The organism is Isoptericola sp. NPDC056578 (assembly GCF_042793275.1).
Lineage (GTDB): Bacteria > Actinomycetota > Actinomycetes > Actinomycetales > Cellulomonadaceae > Isoptericola.
Window position 1 is genome coordinate 46,196 of sequence record NZ_JBHTVC010000020.1, and the last position, 22,677, is coordinate 68,872.

21 protein-coding genes are annotated in these 22,677 nt (G+C 75.0%); 11 read left to right on the forward strand and 10 right to left on the reverse strand.

Annotated features, from left to right (window positions below):
* Nucleotides 1-25: 25 nt before the first annotated feature.
* From ACFQ80_RS10185 to ACFQ80_RS10195, 3 genes are all read right to left on the reverse strand, one after another.
* Nucleotides 26-523 carry a DUF6328 family protein gene (locus ACFQ80_RS10185; RefSeq protein WP_430563569.1) on the reverse strand — a complete coding sequence of 166 codons (498 nt, stop codon included), beginning with the start codon at nucleotides 521-523 and terminating at the stop codon, nucleotides 26-28.
* Nucleotides 520-1,287, reverse strand: a complete 768-nt coding sequence (locus tag ACFQ80_RS10190; protein ID WP_430563570.1) for an endonuclease/exonuclease/phosphatase family protein — start codon at nucleotides 1,285-1,287, stop codon at nucleotides 520-522. The genes ACFQ80_RS10185 and ACFQ80_RS10190 overlap by 4 nt, the downstream gene beginning before the upstream one ends.
* Nucleotides 1,288-1,561: 274 nt before the next feature.
* Complete coding sequence (locus ACFQ80_RS10195) at nucleotides 1,562-2,743, reverse strand: aminotransferase class I/II-fold pyridoxal phosphate-dependent enzyme (protein ID WP_430563571.1); 1,182 nt, start codon at nucleotides 2,741-2,743, stop codon at nucleotides 1,562-1,564.
* Nucleotides 2,744-2,825: 82 nt separating this feature from the next.
* Here ACFQ80_RS10195 and ACFQ80_RS10200 point away from each other — a divergent pair, with 82 nt between their 5' ends.
* The 4 genes from ACFQ80_RS10200 to ACFQ80_RS10215 are packed head-to-tail and all read left to right on the forward strand — an operon-like array spanning nucleotide 2,826 to nucleotide 5,619.
* The gene (locus ACFQ80_RS10200; RefSeq protein ID WP_430563572.1) at nucleotides 2,826-3,365 is read left to right on the forward strand and encodes a DUF1992 domain-containing protein; all 540 of its coding nucleotides are present in this window, start codon (nucleotides 2,826-2,828) and stop codon (nucleotides 3,363-3,365) included.
* Between the two features lie 7 nt (nucleotides 3,366-3,372).
* Nucleotides 3,373-3,957: an AAA family ATPase gene (locus tag ACFQ80_RS10205; protein WP_430563573.1), complete on the forward strand. Its 585-nt coding sequence runs from the start codon at nucleotides 3,373-3,375 to the stop codon at nucleotides 3,955-3,957.
* Nucleotides 3,954-4,736 carry an HAD-IIA family hydrolase gene (locus ACFQ80_RS10210; RefSeq protein WP_430563574.1) on the forward strand — a complete coding sequence of 261 codons (783 nt, stop codon included), beginning with the start codon at nucleotides 3,954-3,956 and terminating at the stop codon, nucleotides 4,734-4,736. Before ACFQ80_RS10205 ends, ACFQ80_RS10210 begins: the two co-directional genes overlap by 4 nt.
* Nucleotides 4,737-4,767: 31 nt before the next feature.
* A complete protein-coding gene (locus ACFQ80_RS10215) occupies nucleotides 4,768-5,619 on the forward strand; it encodes a Nif3-like dinuclear metal center hexameric protein (RefSeq protein ID WP_430563575.1) in 852 nt (283 codons plus the stop codon).
* Here the strand turns inward: ACFQ80_RS10215 and ACFQ80_RS10220 are convergent.
* Nucleotides 5,607-6,023 (reverse strand): RidA family protein, encoded by a 417-nt coding sequence (locus tag ACFQ80_RS10220; RefSeq protein ID WP_430563576.1) that lies wholly within the window; start codon nucleotides 6,021-6,023, stop codon nucleotides 5,607-5,609. The genes ACFQ80_RS10215 and ACFQ80_RS10220 overlap by 13 nt on opposite strands.
* Before the next feature lie 107 nt (nucleotides 6,024-6,130).
* On the opposite strand from ACFQ80_RS10220, the gene ACFQ80_RS10225 reads away from it, so the two are divergent.
* Genes ACFQ80_RS10225 through ACFQ80_RS10240 form a run of 4 tightly spaced genes read left to right on the forward strand, consistent with a single transcriptional unit; the run spans nucleotide 6,131 to nucleotide 11,791 of the window.
* Nucleotides 6,131-7,477 (forward strand): amino acid deaminase, encoded by a 1,347-nt coding sequence (locus tag ACFQ80_RS10225; RefSeq protein WP_430563577.1) that lies wholly within the window; start codon nucleotides 6,131-6,133, stop codon nucleotides 7,475-7,477.
* A 10-nt stretch (nucleotides 7,478-7,487) separates the two neighbouring features.
* Entirely contained in the window at nucleotides 7,488-9,104 is a 1,617-nt protein-coding gene (locus ACFQ80_RS10230) for an amidohydrolase family protein (RefSeq protein WP_430563578.1), read from the forward strand.
* A 17-nt stretch (nucleotides 9,105-9,121) separates the two neighbouring features.
* Nucleotides 9,122-10,564 (forward strand): gluconate:H+ symporter, encoded by a 1,443-nt coding sequence (locus ACFQ80_RS10235; RefSeq protein WP_430549457.1) that lies wholly within the window; start codon nucleotides 9,122-9,124, stop codon nucleotides 10,562-10,564.
* Nucleotides 10,565-10,621: 57 nt separating this feature from the next.
* Nucleotides 10,622-11,791, forward strand: a complete 1,170-nt coding sequence (locus tag ACFQ80_RS10240; protein ID WP_430563579.1) for an alpha/beta hydrolase — start codon at nucleotides 10,622-10,624, stop codon at nucleotides 11,789-11,791.
* On the opposite strand, the gene ACFQ80_RS10245 is transcribed toward ACFQ80_RS10240, so the two are convergent.
* Together ACFQ80_RS10245 and ACFQ80_RS10250 are read right to left on the reverse strand one after the other, a co-directional pair.
* On the reverse strand, nucleotides 11,724-12,269 hold the full coding sequence (locus ACFQ80_RS10245) for a GNAT family N-acetyltransferase (RefSeq protein ID WP_430563580.1): 546 nt from the start codon (nucleotides 12,267-12,269) through the stop codon (nucleotides 11,724-11,726). The genes ACFQ80_RS10240 and ACFQ80_RS10245 overlap by 68 nt on opposite strands.
* 55 nt (nucleotides 12,270-12,324) lie before the next feature.
* Nucleotides 12,325-12,864 carry a low molecular weight protein-tyrosine-phosphatase gene (locus tag ACFQ80_RS10250; protein ID WP_430563592.1) on the reverse strand — a complete coding sequence of 180 codons (540 nt, stop codon included), beginning with the start codon at nucleotides 12,862-12,864 and terminating at the stop codon, nucleotides 12,325-12,327.
* A gap of 80 nt (nucleotides 12,865-12,944) precedes the next feature.
* On the opposite strand from ACFQ80_RS10250, the gene ACFQ80_RS10255 reads away from it, so the two are divergent.
* Nucleotides 12,945-13,868, forward strand: a complete 924-nt coding sequence (locus ACFQ80_RS10255; RefSeq protein ID WP_430549454.1) for an SDR family oxidoreductase — start codon at nucleotides 12,945-12,947, stop codon at nucleotides 13,866-13,868.
* A 301-nt stretch (nucleotides 13,869-14,169) separates the two neighbouring features.
* Here the strand turns inward: ACFQ80_RS10255 and ACFQ80_RS10260 are convergent, their stop codons facing one another.
* Nucleotides 14,170-15,129 (reverse strand): diguanylate cyclase domain-containing protein, encoded by a 960-nt coding sequence (locus tag ACFQ80_RS10260; protein WP_430549453.1) that lies wholly within the window; start codon nucleotides 15,127-15,129, stop codon nucleotides 14,170-14,172.
* Nucleotides 15,130-15,310: 181 nt separating this feature from the next.
* Here ACFQ80_RS10260 and ACFQ80_RS10265 point away from each other — a divergent pair, with 181 nt between their 5' ends.
* Together ACFQ80_RS10265 and ACFQ80_RS10270 are read left to right on the forward strand one after the other, a co-directional pair.
* Entirely contained in the window at nucleotides 15,311-18,691 is a 3,381-nt protein-coding gene (locus ACFQ80_RS10265; protein WP_430563581.1) for a DUF5979 domain-containing protein, read from the forward strand.
* Nucleotides 18,692-18,713: 22 nt separating this feature from the next.
* Complete coding sequence (locus tag ACFQ80_RS10270) at nucleotides 18,714-19,511, forward strand: alpha/beta hydrolase (protein ID WP_430563582.1); 798 nt, start codon at nucleotides 18,714-18,716, stop codon at nucleotides 19,509-19,511.
* A gap of 10 nt (nucleotides 19,512-19,521) precedes the next feature.
* Here ACFQ80_RS10270 and ACFQ80_RS10275 read toward each other — a convergent pair whose 3' ends face one another.
* The 3 genes from ACFQ80_RS10275 to ACFQ80_RS10285 form a co-directional block, all read right to left on the reverse strand.
* Complete coding sequence (locus tag ACFQ80_RS10275; RefSeq protein ID WP_430563583.1) at nucleotides 19,522-20,445, reverse strand: ornithine cyclodeaminase family protein; 924 nt, start codon at nucleotides 20,443-20,445, stop codon at nucleotides 19,522-19,524.
* A complete protein-coding gene (locus tag ACFQ80_RS10280) occupies nucleotides 20,442-21,779 on the reverse strand; it encodes an MFS transporter (protein ID WP_430563584.1) in 1,338 nt (445 codons plus the stop codon). Before ACFQ80_RS10280 ends, ACFQ80_RS10275 begins: the two co-directional genes overlap by 4 nt.
* Nucleotides 21,780-21,892: 113 nt before the next feature.
* Nucleotides 21,893-22,636 (reverse strand): GntR family transcriptional regulator, encoded by a 744-nt coding sequence (locus ACFQ80_RS10285; protein WP_430549448.1) that lies wholly within the window; start codon nucleotides 22,634-22,636, stop codon nucleotides 21,893-21,895.
* Nucleotides 22,637-22,677 lie beyond the last annotated feature (41 nt).

Below are 22,677 nucleotides of genomic sequence, written 5' to 3' on the forward strand. Positions count from 1 at the left end.
GTCCGGCGCTGGTGACGCCGTCGCGTCACTCCCGTCGGTGGCGCACGAACGCGGGCACCACCGCCCACAGGCCGAGCAGCACGACGGCCGACCCGGCGCCCACGACGATCCCCGCCGTGCGGCCCAGGACGACGTCGAACACGAGCTCCGCCGTGCCCGCCAGCGCGACCGCGAGGAGCACGAGCCCGGCGCGCGCCATCAGGTCGCCCCCGGTCACCACCGAGCGCTTGAGGTGCTTGCGGAACAGCGCCCGGTGCAGAGCGACCGGGGCCACCAGGAGCCCCGTCGTCGCCACGCACACGAGCACGAGGGTGAGGTACACCGCGCGCTGGAAGTCGTCCAGGTCCGCGAAGCGGCTCTGGAACGGCAGGATCAGCAGGAAGCCGGTGAGGATCTGCACGCCCGTCTGCATGACGCGCAGCTCCTGCAGCAGCTCGTTCCAGTTGCGGTCCGAGCGCTGCTCCGGCGTCTCCGGGCGGCCGTGGGCGCGGTCGGGCACGCCGCCCGTGGGCCCGTCCGTCATCCCGCGTCCTCACCGAGCGCGACGTCGACCACGACGGCGCGGTGGTCGCTGACGCCGAGGTCCACGGCCCGCGCGGCGGCGGCCGCGGTGACCGGACCGTCGGCGAGCGCGTGGTCGATCCTGAGCCAGGGCCTCGTGCGCGGATAGGTCGGCACGTGCACGAGCTCGCGCCAGCCCGTGCGCCGGGCGGGCAGGTCACCCCGGGTGTTGAGATCGCCCAGCAGCACCAGCGGGCGCGGCGCGTGCCGCAGCCGGCGCCGCAGCCGCCGCAGCTGCGCGCCCTTCCACGGCTCGCTCTTCGACAGGTGCGTGGCGACGACGGTCAGCGGGCCGTCGGGGGTCGCCACCGCGGCCGCGACGGCGACGCGCGGCTCGTCCACGCCGAGCGGCGGCACCCCCGGCACGTTGAGGCCGGGCAGCCGCATGGCGTGCCAGGCACGCACCGGGTGCCGGCTGAGCAGCGCGATGCCGTAGCCGGCCGGGGCGGGCAGGCGGCCGTCGTCGCCCTCGGTCGTCCGGGGCGCTCGTCGTCGGCGCCACGCCGGGTCGAGCGACCCGCGGACCGCGGGGACGAAGCGGTGCTCCGGCATCCCGAGCGCCGCGGCGAGGCGGTACGCCTGCGCCTCGCCGTCGGACCGCGCCTGGCCGTGGTCCACCTCCTGCAGCGCGACGACGTCGGCGTCCAGCGCCTCCAGCGCCGCGGCGAGCCGGTCGAGGTCCACCTGCCGTCCGTCCACCAGCGCGTGCTGGACGTTCGCCGTCACCAGCCGGATCATCCGCCCTCCGTCCGCGAGGTAGTCCGGGGCCTGCCGAGGTAGTTCAGTGCTCGTCGAGGTAGTTCAGCGCTCGCCGAGGTAGTTCAGCGCTCGCCGAGGTAGTTCAGCGCTCGCCGAGGTAGTTCGAGTCATCGCGAGGTAGTTCGAGTCATCGCGAGGTAGTGAGAGCCTCCCGCACGACGCCGCGTCTCGCACCCACGGCCGGTCCGAGCTACCTCGCGGAGATTCCGACTACCTCGGCGAGGGGCGAACTACCTCGGCATCAGAGGGTGCGGTGCCAGGCGACGATGCGGTCGACGGCCCGGGAGACGACGTCGGGCGCGGCGGCGAAGGAGAGGCGTACCCAGTCGCCCCCGCCCACGACGTCGAAGTCCGCGCCCGGGGTGATCGCGACGTCGGCCTCGGCGAGCAGCCGGCGGCAGTACGTCACGGAGTCGCCGCCGACGGCGTCGCGGAAGCCGGTGACGTTCCCGTACAGGTAGAACGCACCGTCGGCGGGGGCGACGGGGCGCCACCCGAGCTCGTCCACGCGGTCGAGCAGGGCCTCGCGCGAGGCCGCGTACCGGGCCACGTTCTCGGCCGCTGCGGCGTACCCGGCGGGGGAGAACGCCGCGACGCCCGCGTGCTGCGCCAGCGCCGGGGGCGACAGGGCCACGTTGCCCGCGAGCGCGTCGACGGGACCGACCAGCTCGTCGGGCAGCACGAGCCAGCCCAGCCGCCAGCCGGTCATGGCCCAGTACTTGGAGAACGAGTTCACGACGACCGCGCCGGAGCCCGTGTACATCGCCGCGGTGGCCTGCTGTACATCGCTGGAGTACGCGATGCCGTGGTAGATCTCGTCGCTGATCAGGCGCACGTCGTGCTCGTCGCACCAGCGGGCGAGGGCGGCCAGCTCGGCGGGCGGCAGCATCGTGCCGGTCGGGTTCGCGGGGGAGGCCACGACCAGACCGTCCAGGCCGCCCTCGTAGTACGCCTCCATGAGCTGGGACACCGTGGGCTGGTACCGGGTGTCGGGGCCGCAGTCGAGCTCCACCACCTCGCAGCCCAGCGCGGCGAGGATGTTCTTGTACGCCGGGTAGCCCGGGCGGGCCAGCGCGACCCGGTCCCCGACGTCGAACGCGGCGAGGAACGCGAGCAGGAACCCGCCGCTCGACCCGGTCGTCACGGCGATGCGCGCCGGGTCGACGTCGACGTCGTACCAGCGGCGGTAGTGCCCGGCGATCTCGCGCCGCAGCGCGGGCACGCCCATCGACTCCGTGTAGCCGAGGTCGGCGGTGCGCAGCAGCTCCGCCGCCTTCTCCCGGACGACGTCCGACGCGCCCGTGGACGGCTCGCCCGCGCACAGGTTGAGCACGTCGTGGCCGGCGGCGCGGCGCTCGTTGGCCGTGGCCAGCACCTGCATCACGGCGAACGGCGGCACGTGGCTACGGCGCGAGACCTTCATACGGCCATCATGCCGGGTCGCCCGCGACCGCCGCCGCCGGGTTCGCGCCTAGTCTGGGAGCAGACGAACCGGAGGGATGCCGATGTTCCGACGCCGCCGTGCCGACCAGGGCGACCCCGCGCGCCGGGCCGCGCAGTACCAGGTGGACCGCGAGGTCGCCGCGGAGGCCGCGGACCCGGACGCCGAGGCCGGCGACACGGACCGCGTCGCCGCGCAGCCCCGCCGCCGCATGGACGACCGCGCCCTGTGGGTGGACACCGTCGTCGACCAGGCGATCCGGCGCGGCGAGTTCGACGACCTGCCGCTGGCCGGCAAGCCCATCCCCGGGCTGCGCGGCACCCACGACCCCGACTGGTGGCTCAAGAACCTCGTCGAGCGGGAGCAGATCACCGGCGTCCTGCCGGCCGCGCAGCTGCGGCGCGACGACGCCGAGCTGGACGAGACGCTCGACCGGGAGCCCGAGGAGAAGCGGGTCCGCGAGGTCGTCGAGGAGTTCAACGCGCGGGTGGTCGACGCCCGCCGGCAGCTGCTCGGCGGCCCGCCGGTCGTGACGCCGACGCGCGACGTCGAGCGCGAGGTGCAGCGGTGGCGCGAGCGCCGTCGCGCCCGCGGGATCTTCTGAGGCCGCCGTGGGCGACGTCGTCGTGGTGACGGGACCGCCGGGATCGGGGAAGTCCGCCGTCGGGTCGGCCCTGGCCGACCTGCTCGACCCCTCCGTGCTCGTCGAGGCGGACTGGTTCTTCGGCCGGTGGCGGCGCGGCGCCGTCGACCCCTGGCTCCCGGAGGCGGCGGCCCAGACCGCGCCCGCCGGCCGGGCCGCGCTCGCCGCGACCGTGGAGTTCGCCCGCTCCGACGCCTGGGTGGTCTACGACGGCGTGCTGCACCAGGAGGCCGCCCGGGACCTCGCGGTCCGCGCCGCGGACGCGGGCGCCGCCGTGCACCGCGCCGTCCTGCTGCCGCCGGTCGACGTGTGCCTCGCCCGCGTGGCCGCGCGCACGGGTCACGGCTTCGACGACCCCGCCGCCACCCGGGCCATGCACGCGGCGTTCGCGGCGGAGGTCGACGGCGCGGAGGCCGACCCGGCGGCGGAGCACGCCGTCCTGCGCGACGACGCCGCGTCGCCGGCCGGCCTCGCGACGCGGGTCCGCGACCTGCTGCTCGCCGGGGCGCTGCGGGCACCCGGGCCGGTCGCGACCGGGGGAGCGCGGCCGTGACCCGGCACGCGGTCCTGCTCGACCTCCAGGGCACGGTCCACGAGGGCGACGGCCTGGTCCCCGGCGCCGACGCCGCGGTCGCCGCGCTGCGCGACGCCGGCCACGCCGTCCGCTTCGTCACCAACACGGACTCGCAGGACTCGGCGTCGATCGTCGCGCGGCTGCGGGGGATGGGGCTCGGCCTGGACGCGGACGAGCTGTTCACCCCGGTGGACGCCGCGGTCGCGGACCTCGAGGGGACCGGCGCGCGGGTGCACGTGCTCGCCACCGCCGCCGTCCGCGACCAGCTCGCCGCGCGCCTCGACGTCGTCGGGCCGGAGGACGACCCCACGCACGTGCTCGTGGGCGACGTGCACGACGTGCTCGACTACCCCGCCCTCGACGCGGCGTTCCGCGGCGTGCTCGGCGGGGCGGAGCTGCTGGCGCTGCAGCACGGCCGCTGGTTCCTGCGCGACGGCCGGCCGGCGCTCGACACGGGGTCCGTGGTCGCCGCGATCGAGCACGGCGCCGAGGTGACGGCCCGCACGCTGGGCAAGCCGAGCACGGAGTTCCTGCGGCTCGCGCTGAGCACCGTCAGCCCGGCGCCGGAGCCCGACCGCACGTGGGTGGTGGGCGACGACCGCTCGTCGGACGTCGCGATGGGCCGGGCCGCCGGCGTCCGCACGGTGCTGGTGCGCACGGGCAAGTTCGCCCGTCAGGCCGCCGACGACTCCCTGCCACGCCCCGAGCACGTGCTGGACGACGTCACCGCGCTGCCGGAGCTGCTCCGCCGGGGGTGAGGGCGTCGGGGACTGCGGTTACCGTGACGCCGTGACGACGCGCCCGCACGACCCCACCCTCACCGCCGCGTGCCTGGTGTCCCGCGCCGCGGCGGCGCTGGCGGTGACGCCGCGGCCCACGACGGTCGACGGCCTCGTGGCCGGCGACCCCGGCGCGGTGGTGCGCGGCGTCGCGGTGACCACGCTGGCCACGCTCGAGGTGCTGGAGCTCGCGGTCGCGGCCGGGGCGAACGTCGTCGTCACGCACGAGCCGCCCGACTACGACCACACGGGCGCCGCGGTGCCCGACCTGGAGGCCGAGGGCGACCCCGTGCTCGCCGCCAAGCGCGCGTTCGTCGCCGACCACGGCCTCGTCGTGTGGCGCGCGCACGACGCCTGGCACGACCGCCGGCCGGACGGCGTCGACGAGGGCGCGGCCCGCGCGCTGGGCTGGCCGCTCGACCCCGCCGCGGACGGCGCGTCGGTGTGCGACGTCGGCCCGACGACGCTGGGCGCGCTGGCCGCGCACGTCGCGACGGCGCTCGGGTCCCGCACGGCCCGCTTCGTGGGCGACCCCGCCCAGCCGGTGCGCCGCGTCGGCCTGGACCTCGGGTTCCGCGGCTTCGCGCGCAACCGCGCGCTGCTGCGCCGCGCCGACGTGGACGCCGTCGTCGTGGGGGAGGCGCACGAGTGGGAGACCCAGTCCTACGCCCTGGACGCCGCGCACCTCGGCACGACCGGCCGGGGCGCGCCGAAGGGGCTGGTCGTGGCCGGGCACGTGCCGGCCGAGCAGGCGGGCATGAGGCACTTCGCCGACTGGCTGCGCGACGTCGTGCCCGAGGTGCCGGTGACCTTCCTGCCCACGCCGGACCTCGCCCGCCCGGCGACGACTCACTCCACGTAGGCGAGCGCGTCGATCTCGACGAGCATCTCCTCGCGCGGCAGCCCGACCATGACGGTGGTGCGCGACGGCAGCACGGCGTCCGGGCCGAGCCGCTCCGTGAGGAACGCGCCGTACGCGTCGTTCATGGCGGCGAAGTCGTCGCGCGTCGTGAGGTAGACGCGCAGCATGACGACGTCCGCCATCGTGCCGCCGCCGGCCTGGACGATCGCCTCGACGTTCTGGAGCGTGCGCGTGGTCTGCGCGGCGACGTCGCCGGGGTAGAGGTACTCGTTGGTCGCCGGGTCCACGGGGCCCTGACCGGAGACCTGCAGCAGGTTGCCGACGCGTACGCCCTGGTGGAACGTGTGCGCCGGGGCGGGGGCCTGGTCGGTGGAGATCGCGGTCTTCGAGGTCTGCTCAGCCATGTGCTGGTCCTTTCGGGGGGTGGTGCGGCCGCTCTGGACCCGGCGTGCATTTCGGCGGCCGGTGCGGCATCGTCGCACCGTCGACGGGGAACGAGGAGGGCCTGACGATGGACGGTACCGGAGCCGAGGACACCTGTCGGATCGACCGCGAGAAGGTCGCCGCCCGGGAGGGCGAGCGCGTCGGCTGGCGGCACAAGGCGATCCCGCCCGAGCTGTGGGGGCTGACCGTCGCGGAGGTCCGCGGGCGCCGCCCCCGCCTGTCGCAGCTCCCCACCCCGCTGCTCACGCTGTCCCGCTCGGCGCTCGACACCAACCTGCGCGTGATGGCCGACTGGTGCGCCGAGCGCGGCCTCGACCTCGCCCCGCACGGCAAGACGACGATGGCGCCGCAGCTGTGGGCCGAGCAGGTCGACGCCGGGGCGTGGGCGATCACGGTCGCGAACCCGTTCCAGCTGGGCGTGGCCCTCGAGTTCGGCGTGAGCCGCGTGATGGTCGCGAACAGCGTGGTCTCGCCGCTCGCGCTGCGCTGGATCGCCGACGAGCTGGCCGCCGACCGGGACCTCCGGGTGCTGGTCTGGGCGGACTCGCCGGTCACGGTCGACCTCATGCACGACGCCCTGGCCGCGCACGTCGCCGCGTCCGGCTCGCGCCCGCCGATCGACGTGCTCGTCGAGCGCGGCGGCGCCGGGGGCCGCACGGGTGCCCGCGACCTGGGCACGGCGCTGGCGGCGGCGGAGCGGGTCGTCGCGTCGCCGCACCTGCGCCTGGCGGGCGTCGGCGGGTACGAGGGTGCGCTGGCGCACGACTCGGACGCCCGCAGCCGGGACGTGGTGCGCGGCTACCTGCGCGACATGGTCGAGGTGCACGAGCACCTCGCGGCCGACGGGCGCTACGAGGTGGACGTCCCGGTCGTGACGGCGGGCGGCAGCGCCTACTTCGACGTCGTCGACGAGGTCATGTCGCCGCTGGTCGCGACGGGGACGCGCGTGGTGCTGCGCAGCGGCGCGTACGTGGTGCACGACGACGGCTTCTACCGGCACATCTCCCCGCTGGGCGAGGAGCCGCGCAGCGGCGGCCCCGGGTTCCGCAGCGCGATGCACGGATGGGTGCGCGTGAGCTCGCAGCCCGAGCCGGGGCTCGCGCTGTTCGACGCCGGCAAGCGCGACCTGCCGTTCGACGAGGGCCTGCCCGAGGTGCAGCTCCGGCGCCCGCGCGCGGCGGGCGAGGAGCCCGCCGCCGTCCCCGGCGTCCAGGTCACCGCCCTCAACGACCAGCACGGCTTCCTGCGCTGGGACGCCGCGGACGCCCAGGTCGACCTGCGCATCGGCGACGAGCTGCGGCTGGGCCTGTCGCACCCGTGCACGGCGATGGACAAGTGGTCGCTCGTGCCGGTGGTCGACGACGCCGACGCAGCCGACCCGGTCGTCGTCGACCTCGTGCGGACCTGGTTCTGAGGGGGCGGGCATGACCGCCGACCTGCTGGTCCGCGACGCGCTGGTGCTCGACGGGACCGGCGCGCCGGGCGTCGTCGCCGACGTCGCCGTCACCGACGGGCGCATCACCGCCGTCGACGAGGGCCGCTCCGACGCGCGCGCCGCCGGAGCCGGGCGGACCGTGGACGCCGAGGGCCGCGCGCTGACCCCCGGGTTCATCGACATGCACGCGCACTCCGACGTGCAGATCCTCGCGAACCCGGACCACACGGCGAAGGTGAGCCAGGGCGTCACGCTGGAGGTGCTGGGCCAGGACGGCCTGTCGTTCGCCCCGGTCGACGAGCGCACCCGCACGGCGATCCGCGCGCAGATCGCCGGTTGGAACGACGACCCGCCCGGCTTCGCCTGGGACTGGGAGTCCGTGGCGGGCTACCTGGACCGCCTCGACCGCGGGATCGCGTGCCACGCCGCCTACCTCGTGCCGCAGGGCACGCTGCGCCACCTCGTCGTCGGGCCGGACGAGCGCCCGGCCACGCCCGCGGAGGTCGCCCGGATGGGCGAGCTGCTCGCCCAGGGGATGCGGGAGGGCGCGCTCGGCATGAGCAGCGGGCTCACCTACACGCCCGGCATGTACGCCGACGACGACGAGCTCGCCGCGCTGCTGCGCGTCGTCGCGGCCCACGACGGCTACTACAGCCCGCACCACCGGTCGTACGGCAAGGGCGCGCTCGAGGCGTACGCCGAGATGATCGACCTCGCCCGCGCCACGGGCTGCGCGCTGCACCTCACGCACGCGACGATGAACTTCAAGCCCAACAAGGGCCGCGCGGGCGAGCTGCTCGCCCTGATCGACACCGCGCTGGACGACGGCGTCGACATCACGCTCGACACCTACCCGTACCTGCCCGGCTCGACGACGCTCAGCGCGATCCTGCCGAGCTGGTCGTTCTCGGGCGGCACGGACGCGCTGCTCGCACGGCTGGCCGACCCCGCCGACCGCGAGCGCATCGTCGACGAGCTGGAGCACGTCGGCACCGACGGCTGCCACGGCTGCGTGGCCGAGTGGGACACCATCGAGATCAGCGGCGTGCAGAACCCGGCGCTGGCCGGCCGCGTGGGCCGCACGGTCGAGGCGATCGCCCGCGACGAGGGCCGCGCGCCCGGCGACGTGTTCGTGGAGCAGCTCGTGGCCGACCGGCTCGGCACGACGATCCTGCAGCACGTGGGGCACGAGGAGAACGTGCGCGCGATCATGCAGCACCGCACGCACTGCGGCGGCTCGGACGCGATCCTCGTGGGCGGACGCCCGCACCCGCGCGCCTGGGGCACGTTCCCGCGCTACCTCGCGCGGTACGTGCGCGAGCTCGGCGTCCTCACCCTCGAGGACTGCGTGCACCACCTCACCGGGCGGCCCGCCGCCCGCCTGAAGCTCGTCGACCGCGGCCTGGTCCGCCCCGGCTACGCCGCGGACCTCGTGCTGCTCGACCCCGACACCGTCCAGGACACCGCCACGTTCGAGGACCCGCGCCAGCAGGCCGCGGGCATCGACCTGGTCCTGGTCGACGGCGTCGCCGTCATCGACGACGGCGCACGCACCGACGCCCTCCCCGGGCACGCGCTGCGACGCACGGGGAGCGGCACCCGCTGAGACAGGAGGAACCCGGGATGCGCATGCTGCTGCACGCCGCGGGGGACGACGACAACACCCTCGAGCTGATCAACCAGCCGTGGTCGGAGCACGACACGCAGGTGCTGGTGGTCACCGCCATCGGCATCGCCGTCGTGGTGCTGCTCATCACGATGCTCAAGATGCACGGCTTCCTCGCCCTGACCATCGGGTCGTTGTTCGTGGCGATCGGGTCCGGCATCCCGCTCGGCGACGTCGCCGGGGTGTTCGAGACCGGCGTCGGGGACGTGCTGGGCACCGTCGGCGTGCTGGTGGTGCTGGGCGCCATGCTCGGCAAGCTGCTCGCGGACTCCGGGGGAGCCGACGAGATCGTCGACAAGATCTTCCGCGGCAGCACGGGGAGCCTGCCCTGGCGGATGGCGCTCATCGCGTTCCTCATCGGCATCCCGATGTTCTTCGAGGTCGGGCTGGTGCTGCTGATCCCGGTGATCATGCTGGCCGTGCGCCGCTCCGGCCTGCCCGCGATGCTGCTGGCCATGCCGGCGCTGGCCGGCCTGTCGGTGCTGCACGGCTTCGTCCCCCCGCACCCCGGGCCGCTGGCGGCCATCGGCAACCTGGGCGCGGACGTCGGCATCACCATGGCGCTCGGCCTGGTCATCGCGGTGCCCACCGTGATCATCGCCGGCCCGGTGTGGGGCCGGTTCGCCGCGAAGCTGGTGCCGATCGGCGCGCAGGGCGGCGGCGGGGGCATCGTCGCCGGCGACACGGACGGGGGCTCGGGCGGCTCCGGCGAGCCGGGCACGGTGAAGACCCGGAACCCCACGTTCGTGCTCACGCTGGTGACCATCCTCAGCCCGGTGATCCTCATGCTGGTGCGCGCCGGCGTCGAGGTGTGGGCCAGCCCCGACTCGTGGTTCTTCCCGTTCGTGTCGTTCATCGGCGAGCCGCTGGTGGCGCTGCTCATCGCGGTCCTGCTCGCGATGATCACGTTCGGCACCAGCGTCGGGTTCTCGCTCGGCACCCTCGGCTCGAAGATGACGGAGAGCCTCAAGCCCATCGCGAGCGCCACGATGATCGTCGGCGCCGGCGGCGGCTTCAAGGCCGTGCTGGTCGAGGGCGGCACGGGCATCGCGATCGGTAAGGCGGCCGTCGCGATGAGCCTGTCGATCCTGCTGCTCGGCTGGCTCATCGCCGTGCTGGTGCGCATCGCCACCGGGTCCGCCACGGTCGCCATCGTCACGGCGTCGGGCATCGTCGCGCCGCTCGCCACCGGCCTGACGCCGACGCACCTCGCGCTCCTCGTGCTCGCCATCGGCGCCGGGTCGCTCATCCTGTCGCACGTCAACGACGCCGGGTTCTGGCTGGTCAAGGAGTACTTCGGCATGACCGTCGGGCAGACGTTGAAGACCTGGACGGTGATGGAGACGATCATCGCCGTGCTCGGGCTGCTGTTCACCTGGCTGCTCTGGCTCGTCGTGTAGCCGGTCGTCCGGCACGGCCGGGTCGCGCGTCCTCGCCGGGTTCCTTACCTTCGGGTCGTGGAGCAGTCCGGCACGAGCAGCACGTGGGAGCCCGACGTGCTGCCCGGCTTCGAGCGCCTGACCCTGCCGCTGGAGCCGGACTTCGAGGGCGACGTCGTCGCGACGCTGGTGCGGAGGGCCGTCGAGCCCGAGGTCGCGACGTCCGACCCGCCCGCCGACGGCACCGGGCGGGACGCGGGCATCGACGTCCTGTACGTGCACGGCTGGGTGGACTACTTCTTCCAGACCCACCTCGCGGCGTTCTGGGAGCGGCAGGGCGCCCGGTTCTACGCGCTCGACCTGCGCAAGTACGGCCGCAGCCTGCGCGAGCACCAGACCCCGGGCTTCGTCACCGCGCTGGCGACGTACGACGAGGACGTCGAGGCGGCGCTGGCGGTCCTCGGCCACGGCCCGGAGGCGTCGTCGGGGCGCCGCCTGGTGCTCATGGGCCACTCGACGGGCGGGCTGGTGCTCAGCCTGTGGGTGTCGCACCGGCCGGGCCGGGCGGACGCGCTGGTGCTCAACAGCCCGTGGCTCGAGTTCCAGACCCGCAGCGTGGGGAGGTGGGTGCTGGAGCCGGGCCTGCGCGCCCAGGCCGCGCTCGCACCGCGCAGCCACCTGGTGAACGTGGACCTCGGGTTCTACGCCCGCAGCGTCTCGCGGCGGTTCGACGGCGCGTGGGACATCGACCCGACCTGGCGCCCCGACACGGGCTGGCGTGCCACGCCGGCATGGCTGTCGGCGATCTTCCAGGGGCAGGAGCGGGTGTCCCGCGGGCTCGGCATCGACATCCCGGTGCTGGTGCTGCTGTCCGCCCGCTCGACGGCGCCCGTGCGGTGGAGCCCCGAGATGATGACCACCGACTCCGTGCTCGAGGTGGGCGGCGTCGCCCGCCGCGTCCCCGCGCTGGGCAGCCTCGTCACGCTGGCCCGGATCGACGGCGCCCTGCACGACGTCACGCTCTCCGCCCCCGCCGTACGCGACGTCGTCTGGCGCGAGATGTCCCGCTGGGTCCGCGCCTACGTGCCCTCCGCGCCGCCGGCGGCCGCGCCGGAACCGCGGGGCGTGGCCGCCTGGTGGCGTCGCACCTTCGGCGACGGCCGCCCGTCGCGGCGCGAGGTCAGAGCGCCCGCACCAGCTCGATCTCCTCGCCCTGCTCGAGGACGAAGCGCTCGCCCGACGGCGTGAACCCGAGCTTCGCGTAGGCGGCCTGCGCGCGCGGGTTGTCGACGTGCACGCACAGCCGGGCCCGCTCGATGCCGAGTCCGCGCGCCCAGTCCTGGACGCCGTCGAACAGCCGCGCCAGCAGGCCGCCGCCACGGTGCTCGGGCCGCACGAACACGCCCACCAGGTGCACCTGCCGCTGCGTGACCGGGCCGCCCAGGACGTCGGTCGACCCCGGCTCCTCGACCAGGCCGATCGTCGTGCCGACCCAGCGACCGTCGGCGTCGACGGCGACGAACGCCGCCGCCGCGTCGCTCGTGGCGTTGCCGCGCGCCCGCTCCTGCCAGAACGCGTCCGGGCGGGCGGCCGCCACGTCGTGCGTCTCGAGGAACGCCACGGGCGCCGCCGGGTCCTGGAGCGCCGCCAGGCGCAGGTCGCGGGTCTCGCGCCACTCGCCCTCCCGGGCGCGGCGGACGATGAGCGGGGCCGGCGGAGTCGTCATCCGCCGATCCTGTCACCTCGGGACCCGGCCCGGCCGCCACCCCCCGCGGAGGTGGTCACCGATCTGCCGAGGGAGCACGTCGCGTCGGCGACTCGCCGAGCCGGGCGCGCACGTGCGCGACGACGCCGTCGGCGGCGGCCTCGACCTCCGCCAGGGTGGTCTCGAAGCCGGACTCGTCGCCGTACCAGGGGTCGTCGACGTCGAGCAGGTGCTCGTCGCCACCCGGCTCGACGACGGGGGCGTCGGGGTCGAACGACCGGTACAGGCGGATCTCGGCGAGCCCGGCGGAGCCCGCGGCGCCGTCGGCGAGACGGCGCAGGCGTCGGGCGTGCTGCGCCGTCATGGGCAGGACCAGGTCGTGGTCGGCGAGGTCCGTGGAGGTCACCTGGCGGGCGCGGTGGCCGTCGCCCGTCGGGTAGCCGTGCGCGGCCAGCGTGCGGCGGGCGCGCCCGTCCACCGGGTTGCCGTGCTCCTCGTCGCTCACGCCCGACGAGTCCACGACCACGCGGTCGCCGAGACCGGCGGCCTCGAGGCGGTCGCGCAGCACGATCTCGGCCATGGGGGAGCGGCAGATGTTGCCGGTGCAGACGGTCATCACGCGGTACGGGGTGGCGGTCACGGGCCCATTCTCGCCTCTCGCCGAGCCCCGCTACCGATCCGTGCCTACCGTGAGGCATGGCGAGATGGGCGGCGGACGGGCTGATCGCCGTGACCGGCGCCAGCGGGCGGCTCGGGTCACGACTGGCGTTCCGGCTCGCGGCGGAGGGCGCGCGACAACGGCTGGTCGTGCGGGACCCGGCGCGCGCGCCGCGGCTCAGCGACGGCCGTGCGCTGCCGGTGTCGGAGGTCGCCGTCGCCGACGGTTTCCACGACGCCGACGCGATGCGGGCCGCGTTCGACGGCGTCCGCACCGTGTTCCTGGTGAGCGCGCGCGAGGCGCCCGACCGTGTCGCGCAGCACACCGCGATGATCGACACGGCGGCGGCCGCCGGCGTCGAGCGGCTGGTGTACACGTCGTTCGCGGGCGCGGCGCCCGACGCCGTGTTCACGTTCGCCCGCGACCACTGGCACACGGAGCAGCACCTCGCCGACGTCGCCGCGCGCACCGGGCTGCGCTGGACGGTGCTGCGCGACAACCTCTACTTCCACGCGCTGAGCACGTTCGTCGGGCACGACGGCGTGATCCGCGGCCCGGCGTCGGACGGGCGCGTCGCGGCCGTGTCGCACGACGACGTCGCGGACGTCGCGACCGCCGTCATCCTCGACGAGCGGCCCGCCCGGCACGACGACGCCGTCTACGAGGTCACCGGGCCGCAGGCGCTCACCCTCGACGAGGTCGCGGCCACGCTCGGCCGCGCCGCCGGCCGCGACCTCACCTACCACCCCGAGACGGAGGAGGAGGCGTACGCCTCCCGCGCCGGGTACGGGGCGGAGCCGTTCGAGCTCGACGGGTGGGTCTCGTCGTACACGGCCATCGCCGCGGGCGAGCTGGCGCACGTCTCCGACGACGTCGGCCGCCTCGTCGGCCGACCCGCGCGCTCGCTCGCGCAGTGGCTGGACGACTACCCCGGCGAGTGGGCGCACCTGCGGCGCGCGTAGGCCGCCTCCCCGGGCCTCGCGTTCACCCTGAGGAAAACCCTTGGCCTCCCCGCGGCGGCGGGCGTAGCGTCGTCGGCACATGAGAAGGGAGGTGATCCGAGCTGTGAAGACTCTTCGGACCCATGAGGTGGTCGCGCGCTAGTCGCGCGCGCTAGAACGTCGGGCGGGTAGCGAGTTCCTCGCGACCACCGGAGCCCGCGGGTGCCGTGACCTCGTCCAGCACGGCAGGAGGTTCGACCTCCAGCCCGCGGGCTTTCTGCTGCCCAGGACCGGGCTGCCCAGGACCGCGGACGCCCCGACGTCAGGCAAGCACCGCCGCGCGACGCTCCCGCCGCAGCCGCCGCTCGGCCTGGGCGACGAGCTCGTCCGCGTCGGCGGCGCCGGCCACCGACCACGCGGCAGCGGCGTGCAGCCCCGGCCACACCGGGGCGTCGAGCGCGCTCGAGGCCTCGGCGACGTGCGCGAGCAGGTGCTGACGCAGGGCGTCCGCGGACGCCGCCGCCTGGATGTCGTCCATCGCCGGCAACGTCGCCAGGACGGCGAACCCGTCGCCCTCCACGCGACCCGCCTCGCACCCGGCGGGCAGCGCCGCCCCGATCCGGGCCGCGAGCTCCGCGAGCACCACGTCTCCGGCGTCCTGTCCGTGGTCGGCGTTGAGCCTCGCCATGTCCCGCACGTCGAGCAGCACCAGCACCACGCGGGTCGCGCCGCCGCGCACCAGGGCGCAGCGGCGCCGCAGCGCGTACCAGGTGGCGGCCCGCCCCGGCAGCCGCGTCAGCGGGTCGTGGGTCGAGCGCTCGGCCAGCTCGGCGACGACGGCGCGCATCACGTCGGCCGTGCTCGCCGCGCCCCAGGCCGAGGGTCCCCTCACCAGGACGTCGTCGTAGCGGCGGTCCGCGGTCCGGGCCATCGCGAGCGACGCGACGTCCGCGAGCGCCGTCCCGGGCTCGACGACGAGCGGCGACCAGTCCGCGACCGCCCCGGTGGGCCGTCGCTCCAGGACCGCGCGCCCGTACCCGAGGCGTCCCGTGAGCGCGGCCGTCAGGCCCGACCGCGTGACGATGCCCGTGCGGGTGGGCGCCGTGTCGTCCTGCACGGCGACCGAGCCCACCTCCGGACGCCGGAAGATCACCTCGAGCTGCCCGACGGGCAGCGTGGAGCCCACCACCAGCACCGGCTGGGCCAGCTCCGCGACCGACGCGACGCGCGTCGCCCGGCGAGGAGCGACGTGGCGGGCCAGGCGGGCGATCTCGTCGTGCACAAGCGGAAGTATGGCCAGCCTGGACGTCGTGCGAGGCGCTCCGCGGAGATGTTCGCCGAGCGTTCGCGGGCCGTTCAACCACGGGACCACGATGGGAGCGCGACCACCCAGCGCCCGGGTTGTCGTGTCCCTAGAGTGTCGCGAGGGTACGCGATGTCTGTGATGTCTCGGGGGGCGACACATGCGAAGGACGAGGACGACGGCCGGTCGCAGGACGACGAGCGGCCTGCTGGCCGCCGCGCTCGCGCTGGGCGGTCTGGTGGGCGTCGGTGCGCAGACCGCGACGGCGCCGCCGGCGGCCGCCGCCGCCGAGGGCGACGTCAACCCGTTCTCCTCCTCCGGCGGGTACACCGTGTACGCGCAGCGCGACGCGATCGTCGGCAACCAGGAGCTCGAGGGCTCGCTGGCCGCCGGGCGGAACCTCACCGACACGACGGCCGCGCAGTGGGCGGTGATCCACGTGGCCGCGGGCACCGCGGACTACACGATCCCCACCGTCGACGGCGACCCGACGCGCCTCCTCATCGGCCGGTTCGACCCGGACGAGTCGCGCAACGTCGGCCAGGTCAACATCACGAGCCGCGGTGCGACCACCCCGGAGAACGTCGGCACCCTCAAGACGGTGGACCGTGACCTCGGTCCGTACGCCACGTCGGCCCGGGGCGAGGGCTGGGTGCGGGAGTCCGAGCAGGGCTCCAACCCACCCCTCATCGACGCGACCGCGCAGACGTTCCCCGCCGACGCGGAGCCTCCGACGGGCAGCAACACCTCGATCTTCACCGAGCAGACCGGCGACACGCAGGACGTCGTCGCCGGGTACGTGCAGGCCGGGCAGGACGCCAGCCTCGACGACACCACCGCGTGCCTCGCGACGATCACGGACCCGGGCGGCCACGACGTGAACCACGTGACCGTCGCCGAGGACGACGGGTCACGGAAGGTCCTCTCGCTCCTCGCCTCCGACCGGCCCAACGTCGTGGCGTACGAGGACGTCGCGGGCGCCGACCTCCTCCAGTTCTCTGCGGGCAGCGCGGTGCCGGGTCAGCAGAACCCGCTGATCATCCGCGTGCCCGCCGGGACGACGGACGTGCAGGGGCTGCGGGTCGACCCGCAGGGCCAGTACTCGCCGTACATCCTGTGGGACCTGTCGGCCGTCACGGGTGACGTGACCGTCGCGCACACCGGGGAGCGCATCGACGGGTCGATCTTCGCGCCCAACGCCAACGTCACGGTGGACGCGGCGCCCCTGGACGGCCAGGTCGTGGGGCAGGACGTCACCCTGCTGGGCGGCGAGGTGCACTCCTTCATGTTCGCGGGCACGGTGCCGTGCGGCGAGCCGCACGGCACGTTCGAGCTGTCCAAGGAGCTCGACGGGATCGGCGCCGACGACCTGCCCGACGGCACGACGTTCCAGGTCGACTGGACCGCCACGTCGCCGGACGGCGAGGTGCTCGGCTCCGGCACGCTCGACCTGCCCGCGGACGGCGGCGCGGTGCGCCCGCAGGACGTGGACGGCACGCTGAGCACCTTCCCCGTCGGCACGGTCGTGACGTTCGAGGAACGGCCCCCGGGCGACGTGCCCGGCTGGGACTGGACGGGCGCGTCCGTGTCGCCGTCGTCGCTGACCATCACCGACGAGGGCGACGCCGTCGTGGACGCGACGGTGACCAACACGGCGGAACGCACCCGCGGCACGTTCCAGGTCGTCAAGACCGTGGTCGCCACCCTGGACGACCCGATCGACGTCGACGAGGGCACCACCGTCACCGTGGGGTGGACCGCCGTCGACCCGGACGGCAACGAGAGCAGCGGCACCATCGAGCTCGTCGCGAACGAGGACGGGTCGTTCGATCCGACGGGGCCGGTCGACGACGCCGGGAACGAGGTCACCTTCCCGGTCGGCACCGAGGTCACCGTGGCGGAGACCGACCGCGGCGTCCCGCCCGACGGCGCCACCTGGGGCGACGAGTCGTGGAGCCCTGGCACGACGTTCACGATCGACCGCGAGGACCAGGTGGTCGAGGACATGGTCACCAACATCCTCGTCGACGAGACCGTCGTCCCCGCCACCGCGCGGTTCAGCGTGGTCAAGGTGCTCGACGTCGACGGCCCGGTCGACCCGAACCTCCAGTTCTCGGTCGAGTACACGTTCGACCCGCCCGGCGGCCCGCGGGAGGGGCGCGTCCGCGAGATCGCCGTCGGCGACCCGGTGACGATCACCACCCTGCTGGACGACGAGCCCATCCCTGCCGGGACCACCGTGTGGGTGCGCGAGCACGACCCGTCCTTCGACGACGGCATCGTGTGGGAGGACCCGGTGCTCTCGGTGGACGGCGAGCCGCTCACCGACCCCGACGAGGACGGCTTCTACCCGCTGGAGCTCTCCGGCGGCCCGACGGTCGCCCTCGAGGTGACCAACGTGGGGAGCGTCCCCACAGGGTCGTTCACCGTGGCCAAGACCCTCGACGGGCCGGTCGCCGAGGACGTGCCGGAGGGCCTGGAGTTCACGGTGGCCTGGACCGCGACCTACGTCGACGGCACCACGACCAGCGGGTCCACCACGCTCGCGCCCGACGGCGAGCCCGTCGCGCCGACCGACGCCACCGGCGACCCGGTCGACTTCCCGGCCGGCACGACGGTCACGTTCGACGAACCGGTGCTGCCCGACGTGCCCGGCTGGGACTGGGGCACCCCGACGATCTCACCGGCGGAGATCACGGTCGGCGCCGACGAGACGGCGGCGGTCTCCGTCACCAACTCCGCCACGGTGGAGCACGGCACGTTCGAGGTCGCGAAGGCCCTCGAGGGCGCCGAGCCGGGCGACGTGAGCGCGGACGGCTTCGACGTGCCGTGGACGGCCACCCTGCCCGACGGCAGCACCGACGACGGCGTGCTGCGCGTGCCGACCGACGGGACCGCCGTCGGCCCGGACCGCGCGTTCCCCGTGGGGACCACCGTGCGCGTCACGGAGGAGGAGCCGTCGGACGACGCGCTGCCCGACGGGTGGACCTGGGCCGTCCCGACCTGGTCCCCGGGCAGCAGCCTCACGATCGACGAGGGCACCGGCACGACGACGTTCACCGTGACGAACTCGGCCGTGCCCACGACGACGCTGCGGATCGAGAAGCTGGTCGAGGGCACGGACCTGCCCGACGGCACCCGCTTCCCGGTCGAGTACCGCGTGGACGACGGCCCGGTCCAGCAGGGCGACCTCGTGCTCGGTGACCCGTTCGAGGCGGACGACGTCCCGCTGGGCACCACGGTCGAGATCCGCGAGGCCGACCCGCCCGCCGTCGACGACGCCACCTGGGCGACGCCGCGCTGGGCGATCGACGGCCAGGAGCTCGAGGCCGACGACGACGGCTGGGTGGTGATCCACGCGAACGACGAGCGGCTCAACGCCGTCACGCTGACGAACACGGCCCGTCCGACGACGCCGGAGACCCCGGGCGGCCAGCTGCCTGAGACCGGGTTCGGCGGGGGCGCCCTCCCGCTGCTGGCCCTCGGGCTGCTGCTCCTGGGGATCACGGTGCGCCTCGTGGCCCGGACGATCCGCGCCTGACGGCCGGGGGGAGGTGCGTCCGGTGGCTCCGGGGACGGAGGGCGTGCCCGACGTCGGGGCGCTGCGGCGCGGCGCGTACGAGCGCGCCGTCGCCCGCCCGCGGCAGCCGTTCGCCGGCACGGTGAACGACCTGGCGCACGACGGTGTCGCGATGCGTCGCTACACCCCCGACCGCCACCAGCCCGGCGCCGCGGCGGTCTTCCTGCACGGCGGGTACGGCCTCTTCGGCGACCTCGAGCTGCAGGACGGCTGGTGCCGGCGGACCGCCGACGCCCTCGGCGTCGTCGTGCTCGCCGTCGACTACCGGCTCGCGCCGGAGGCGACGCTCGACGACGCCGTCGCGGACGCCGTGGCCGCGCTCGACCTGCTCGCCGGCGCGGGCGTCGACCGCGTCTACCTCGCCGGCGACTCCGCGGGCGGCGCCGTCGCCGTCCTCGCCGCGTCGCGCCCGGCCCACCGGCCGGCGGGCCTGCTGCTCACCAACCCCAACCTCGACCTGTCGCTCGAGTCCTACGACGACGCTCTGCCGGGCGGACCGGGCCGGCAGCTGTCGACGTACGCCATGCGCGCGTGGACCGGCGTCGACCCCGCGGACGCGCCGCGGCTGCACCGGTCCGCGCGCGGGCTGCCCCCGACCCTCGTCGCGGTGGGCGAGCGGGACTCGTTGCTGCCCGAGGCGCGGGCGCTGGCGGACGCCTGCCGCCGCGACGGCGTGCCCTGCCGGCTGGTCGAGCTGCCCGGCGCCGAGCACGGGTTCGTCGGCACCGAGCGCGCGGGCGAGGTGCTCGCCGAGGCCGCGACGTTCTTCGGCCTCGGCTGAGCCCGCCCGGTCAGCGCCCGGCCGCCTCCGCGACGCCCACCGCGACGGCGAGGTCCTGCCACGACATGCCGGACCCCTTGAAGACGTTCGGCCGGTCCGTGGCGCGGGATCGCCCGCGCACGACGTCGGCGAGCGGCACGAGGGCGTCCGGTTCTAGCGCGCCCTCCTCGACCGCGAGCACGACGTCGCCGCACTCGCGCATCGCTGTCGCGCGGTCCTCGACGACGACGAGCGCCCGACCCATGAGCCCGGCGTCGAGCTCGCGACGGTCGGGCTCGTGCGAGCCGATGGCCACGACGCACGCGCCGTCGCGCACCAGGGCGCCGTCGAAGAGCGGCTCGCCCGCCGACGTCGCGCACACCACGAGGTCGGTGTCGGCGACGTCGGCGGTGCTCCCCGCGCGGGCGGGGATCCCGCGCGCGACGAGGCCGTCGACGGCGGCCGTCAGGCGTCCGCGGTCGCGGCCGACGAGCGCGACGTCGTCGAGGTCGCGCACCGCCGCCATCGCGACCGCGTGCTCGACGGCCTGCGGCCCGGTGCCGACGACGACCAGGCGCCGCGCGTCCGGCGCCGCGAGGTGGTCCGCCGCGACGGCCGAGGTCGCGGGCGTGCGCAGCTCGGTGAGGGCCGACCCGTCGAGCTGCAACCGGGGCGTGAGCGTGGCGGCGTCGAGCAGCAGGTAGGTCGCCTGGATGCGCGGCAGGCCGCGCGCGGGGTTGCCCGGCGCCACGGACGCGATCTTGACCCCGGCCCACTCGCCCAGCACCGACGGCATGAGCAGCAGGTGCCCCGCGCCGGCGGCCACCGACGACCGGGCCGGGTCGTCGGCGGGGTCGAAGCCGTCGCGCAGCGCACGCTCGACGAGCCGGCGGGCGTCGTCGGGCCCGACCCGGCGGCGGACCTCGTCGGCCGTGACGAACGGCAGCCCGGTCACGCGGCCACCTCCTCGCGCGCCTCGCGCGCCTCGATCCGGGCGCGCTCGAGGCGCACGACCCGGCCGGACAGGGACACGGCGACGAGCGCGACGACCGCGAGTCCCACCATGTACACGGCGATCGGCCACCAGGCGCCGTCGAACCGCGAGAGCAGCCAGGTCGCGAGCAGCGGCGCGGTGCCGCCCGCCAGCGCGGCGCCGATCTGGTAGCCGAGCGTGACGCCGGTGTAGCGCACGCGGGTGGTGAAGGTCTCGGACATCAGCGTGCCCAGCGTGGCGGTGACCGGGGGCCACACGATGCCCAGCCCGATGACGACGGCCGCGTAGACGGCCCAGTCGACCTGGAGGTCGAGCAGCAGGAAGAAGGGCGCCGCGAAGAGCGCGATGAGCACGGTGCCGCCGAGGAAGACGGCGGGTCGGCCCAGCCGGTCGGAGAGCCTTCCCATCGCGAGGATCGCCAGCGTGCTGACGAACGCGGCGGCGCTCACGGCGTTGAGGACCACCGACTGCTGCATGCCGAGGGTGCCGGTCGCGTAGCTCACGACGAACGTGGCGAAGATGTAGAACGGGCCGGTCTCCACGACCTTGGCGCCGACGGCGACGAGCACGGAGCGCCAGTGGTCGCGCAGCGTGTCCTTGATCGGGAGCTTGGCCACGTCGCCGCTCGCCTTGGCCTCCCGGAAGGCGGGGGTCTCGGCGAGGCCCTTGCGGATCCACAGGCCGACGAACACGAGCACCACCGAGGCGATGAACGGCAGGCGCCAGCCCCAGGACTCGAACGCCGCGGAGGGCAGCGAGGTGACCAGCGCGAAGGCGATGGTCGACAGGAGCATGCCGATGGTCACGCCGGTCTGCGGCACGGAGCCGAAGAAGCCGCGGCGGTTCTCCGGCGCGTACTCGTAGGCGAGCAGCAGGGCGCCGCCCCACTCGCCGCCGATCGCGAGGCCCTGGATGACGCGGCAGAGGATGAGCAGCGCCGGCGCGAGGACGCCGACCTGCGCGTACGTGGGCAGCAGGCCGATCGCGATCGTCGCGCCACCCATGAGGGAGAGCGTGATGACCAGCGTCTTCTTGCGGCCGATCTTGTCGCCGATGTGGGAGAAGACGATGCCGCCGAACGGGCGGATGAAGAACGTCAGCGACAGCGACAGGTACGACAGCATCAGCGAGACGGCCGGGTCGTCCGTCGGGAAGAACTGCTTGTCGAAGATGAGGGCCGCCGCGGTGGCGTAGAGGAAGAAGTCGAACCACTCGATCGCGCTGCCGGAGAGGCTGCCGACCAGCACCCGGAGGTTGGTGGCCGGTTTCCCGACCGTGGACTGCTGCGAAGTCACGCGCCTGCTCCCGTCCGGCCCGCCACGTCGGGGGCCTCGAATGGCGTGCAACGTACAATTGCACCGACCGCGGACGCAAGGGCTTCCCGCGTCGTGAGCAGGGCGGATCCCGGTCAGCCGGCGTCGGCGGCGTCGCCCGCCGGACCCGCCGAGGCCCTCGACGACGCGCCCGAGCCCTGCCCCGACCAGACGTCGCGCACGTGCCTCAGGTGCCGGCGCATCCACGCCTCCGCGCCGGCCGCGTCGCCGGCCTCCAGGAGGTCGAGCAGCTCGTGGTGCTCCCGGATCGTGGCCACGAGACGACCCTCCTCGTGCAGGCCCTGGAGCCCGAGCAGCCGCGACATGCCGCGCAGCCGGCGGACCTCCTCGACCAGGCGCTCGTTCCCCGCGAGGGCGAGCACCTCGGTGTGGAAGGCCGTGTCGGCCGCGACGAACTCCTGCAGCTCGCCGGCCGCCGCCGTCGCGTCGATGCGGTCCGCGAGGGGGCGCAGCGCCCGCACCTGGGCGGCCGTCGCCAGCGTCGCGACGCGCGCCACCGTCGGCGCCTCGATGAGCTCGCGGATCTGGAGGATCTCCTCGAGCGCGACGTCGCCGAGCTCCACCACGCGGTAGCCCCGGTGCCGCAGCGTCTCGACCAGCCCCTCGCGGGTGAGCTCCATCATCGCCTCGCGCACCGGGGTCGCCGAGACGCCCAGCCGCTGGGCGAGGGCCGGGGCCGAGTAGATGGCCCCGGGCTCGAGCTCGCCGGCCACCATCGCCTCCCGCAACGTCACCAGGACGCGCGACCGGATGCTGTCGGGGACGTCCATCGACCCCAGGATCGACGGCCTGCCGCGGCCGCCCGCACCGCTGCTCATCTGCTGTCTCCTGGCCTCGACGTCACGGACGTGGCCAGGAT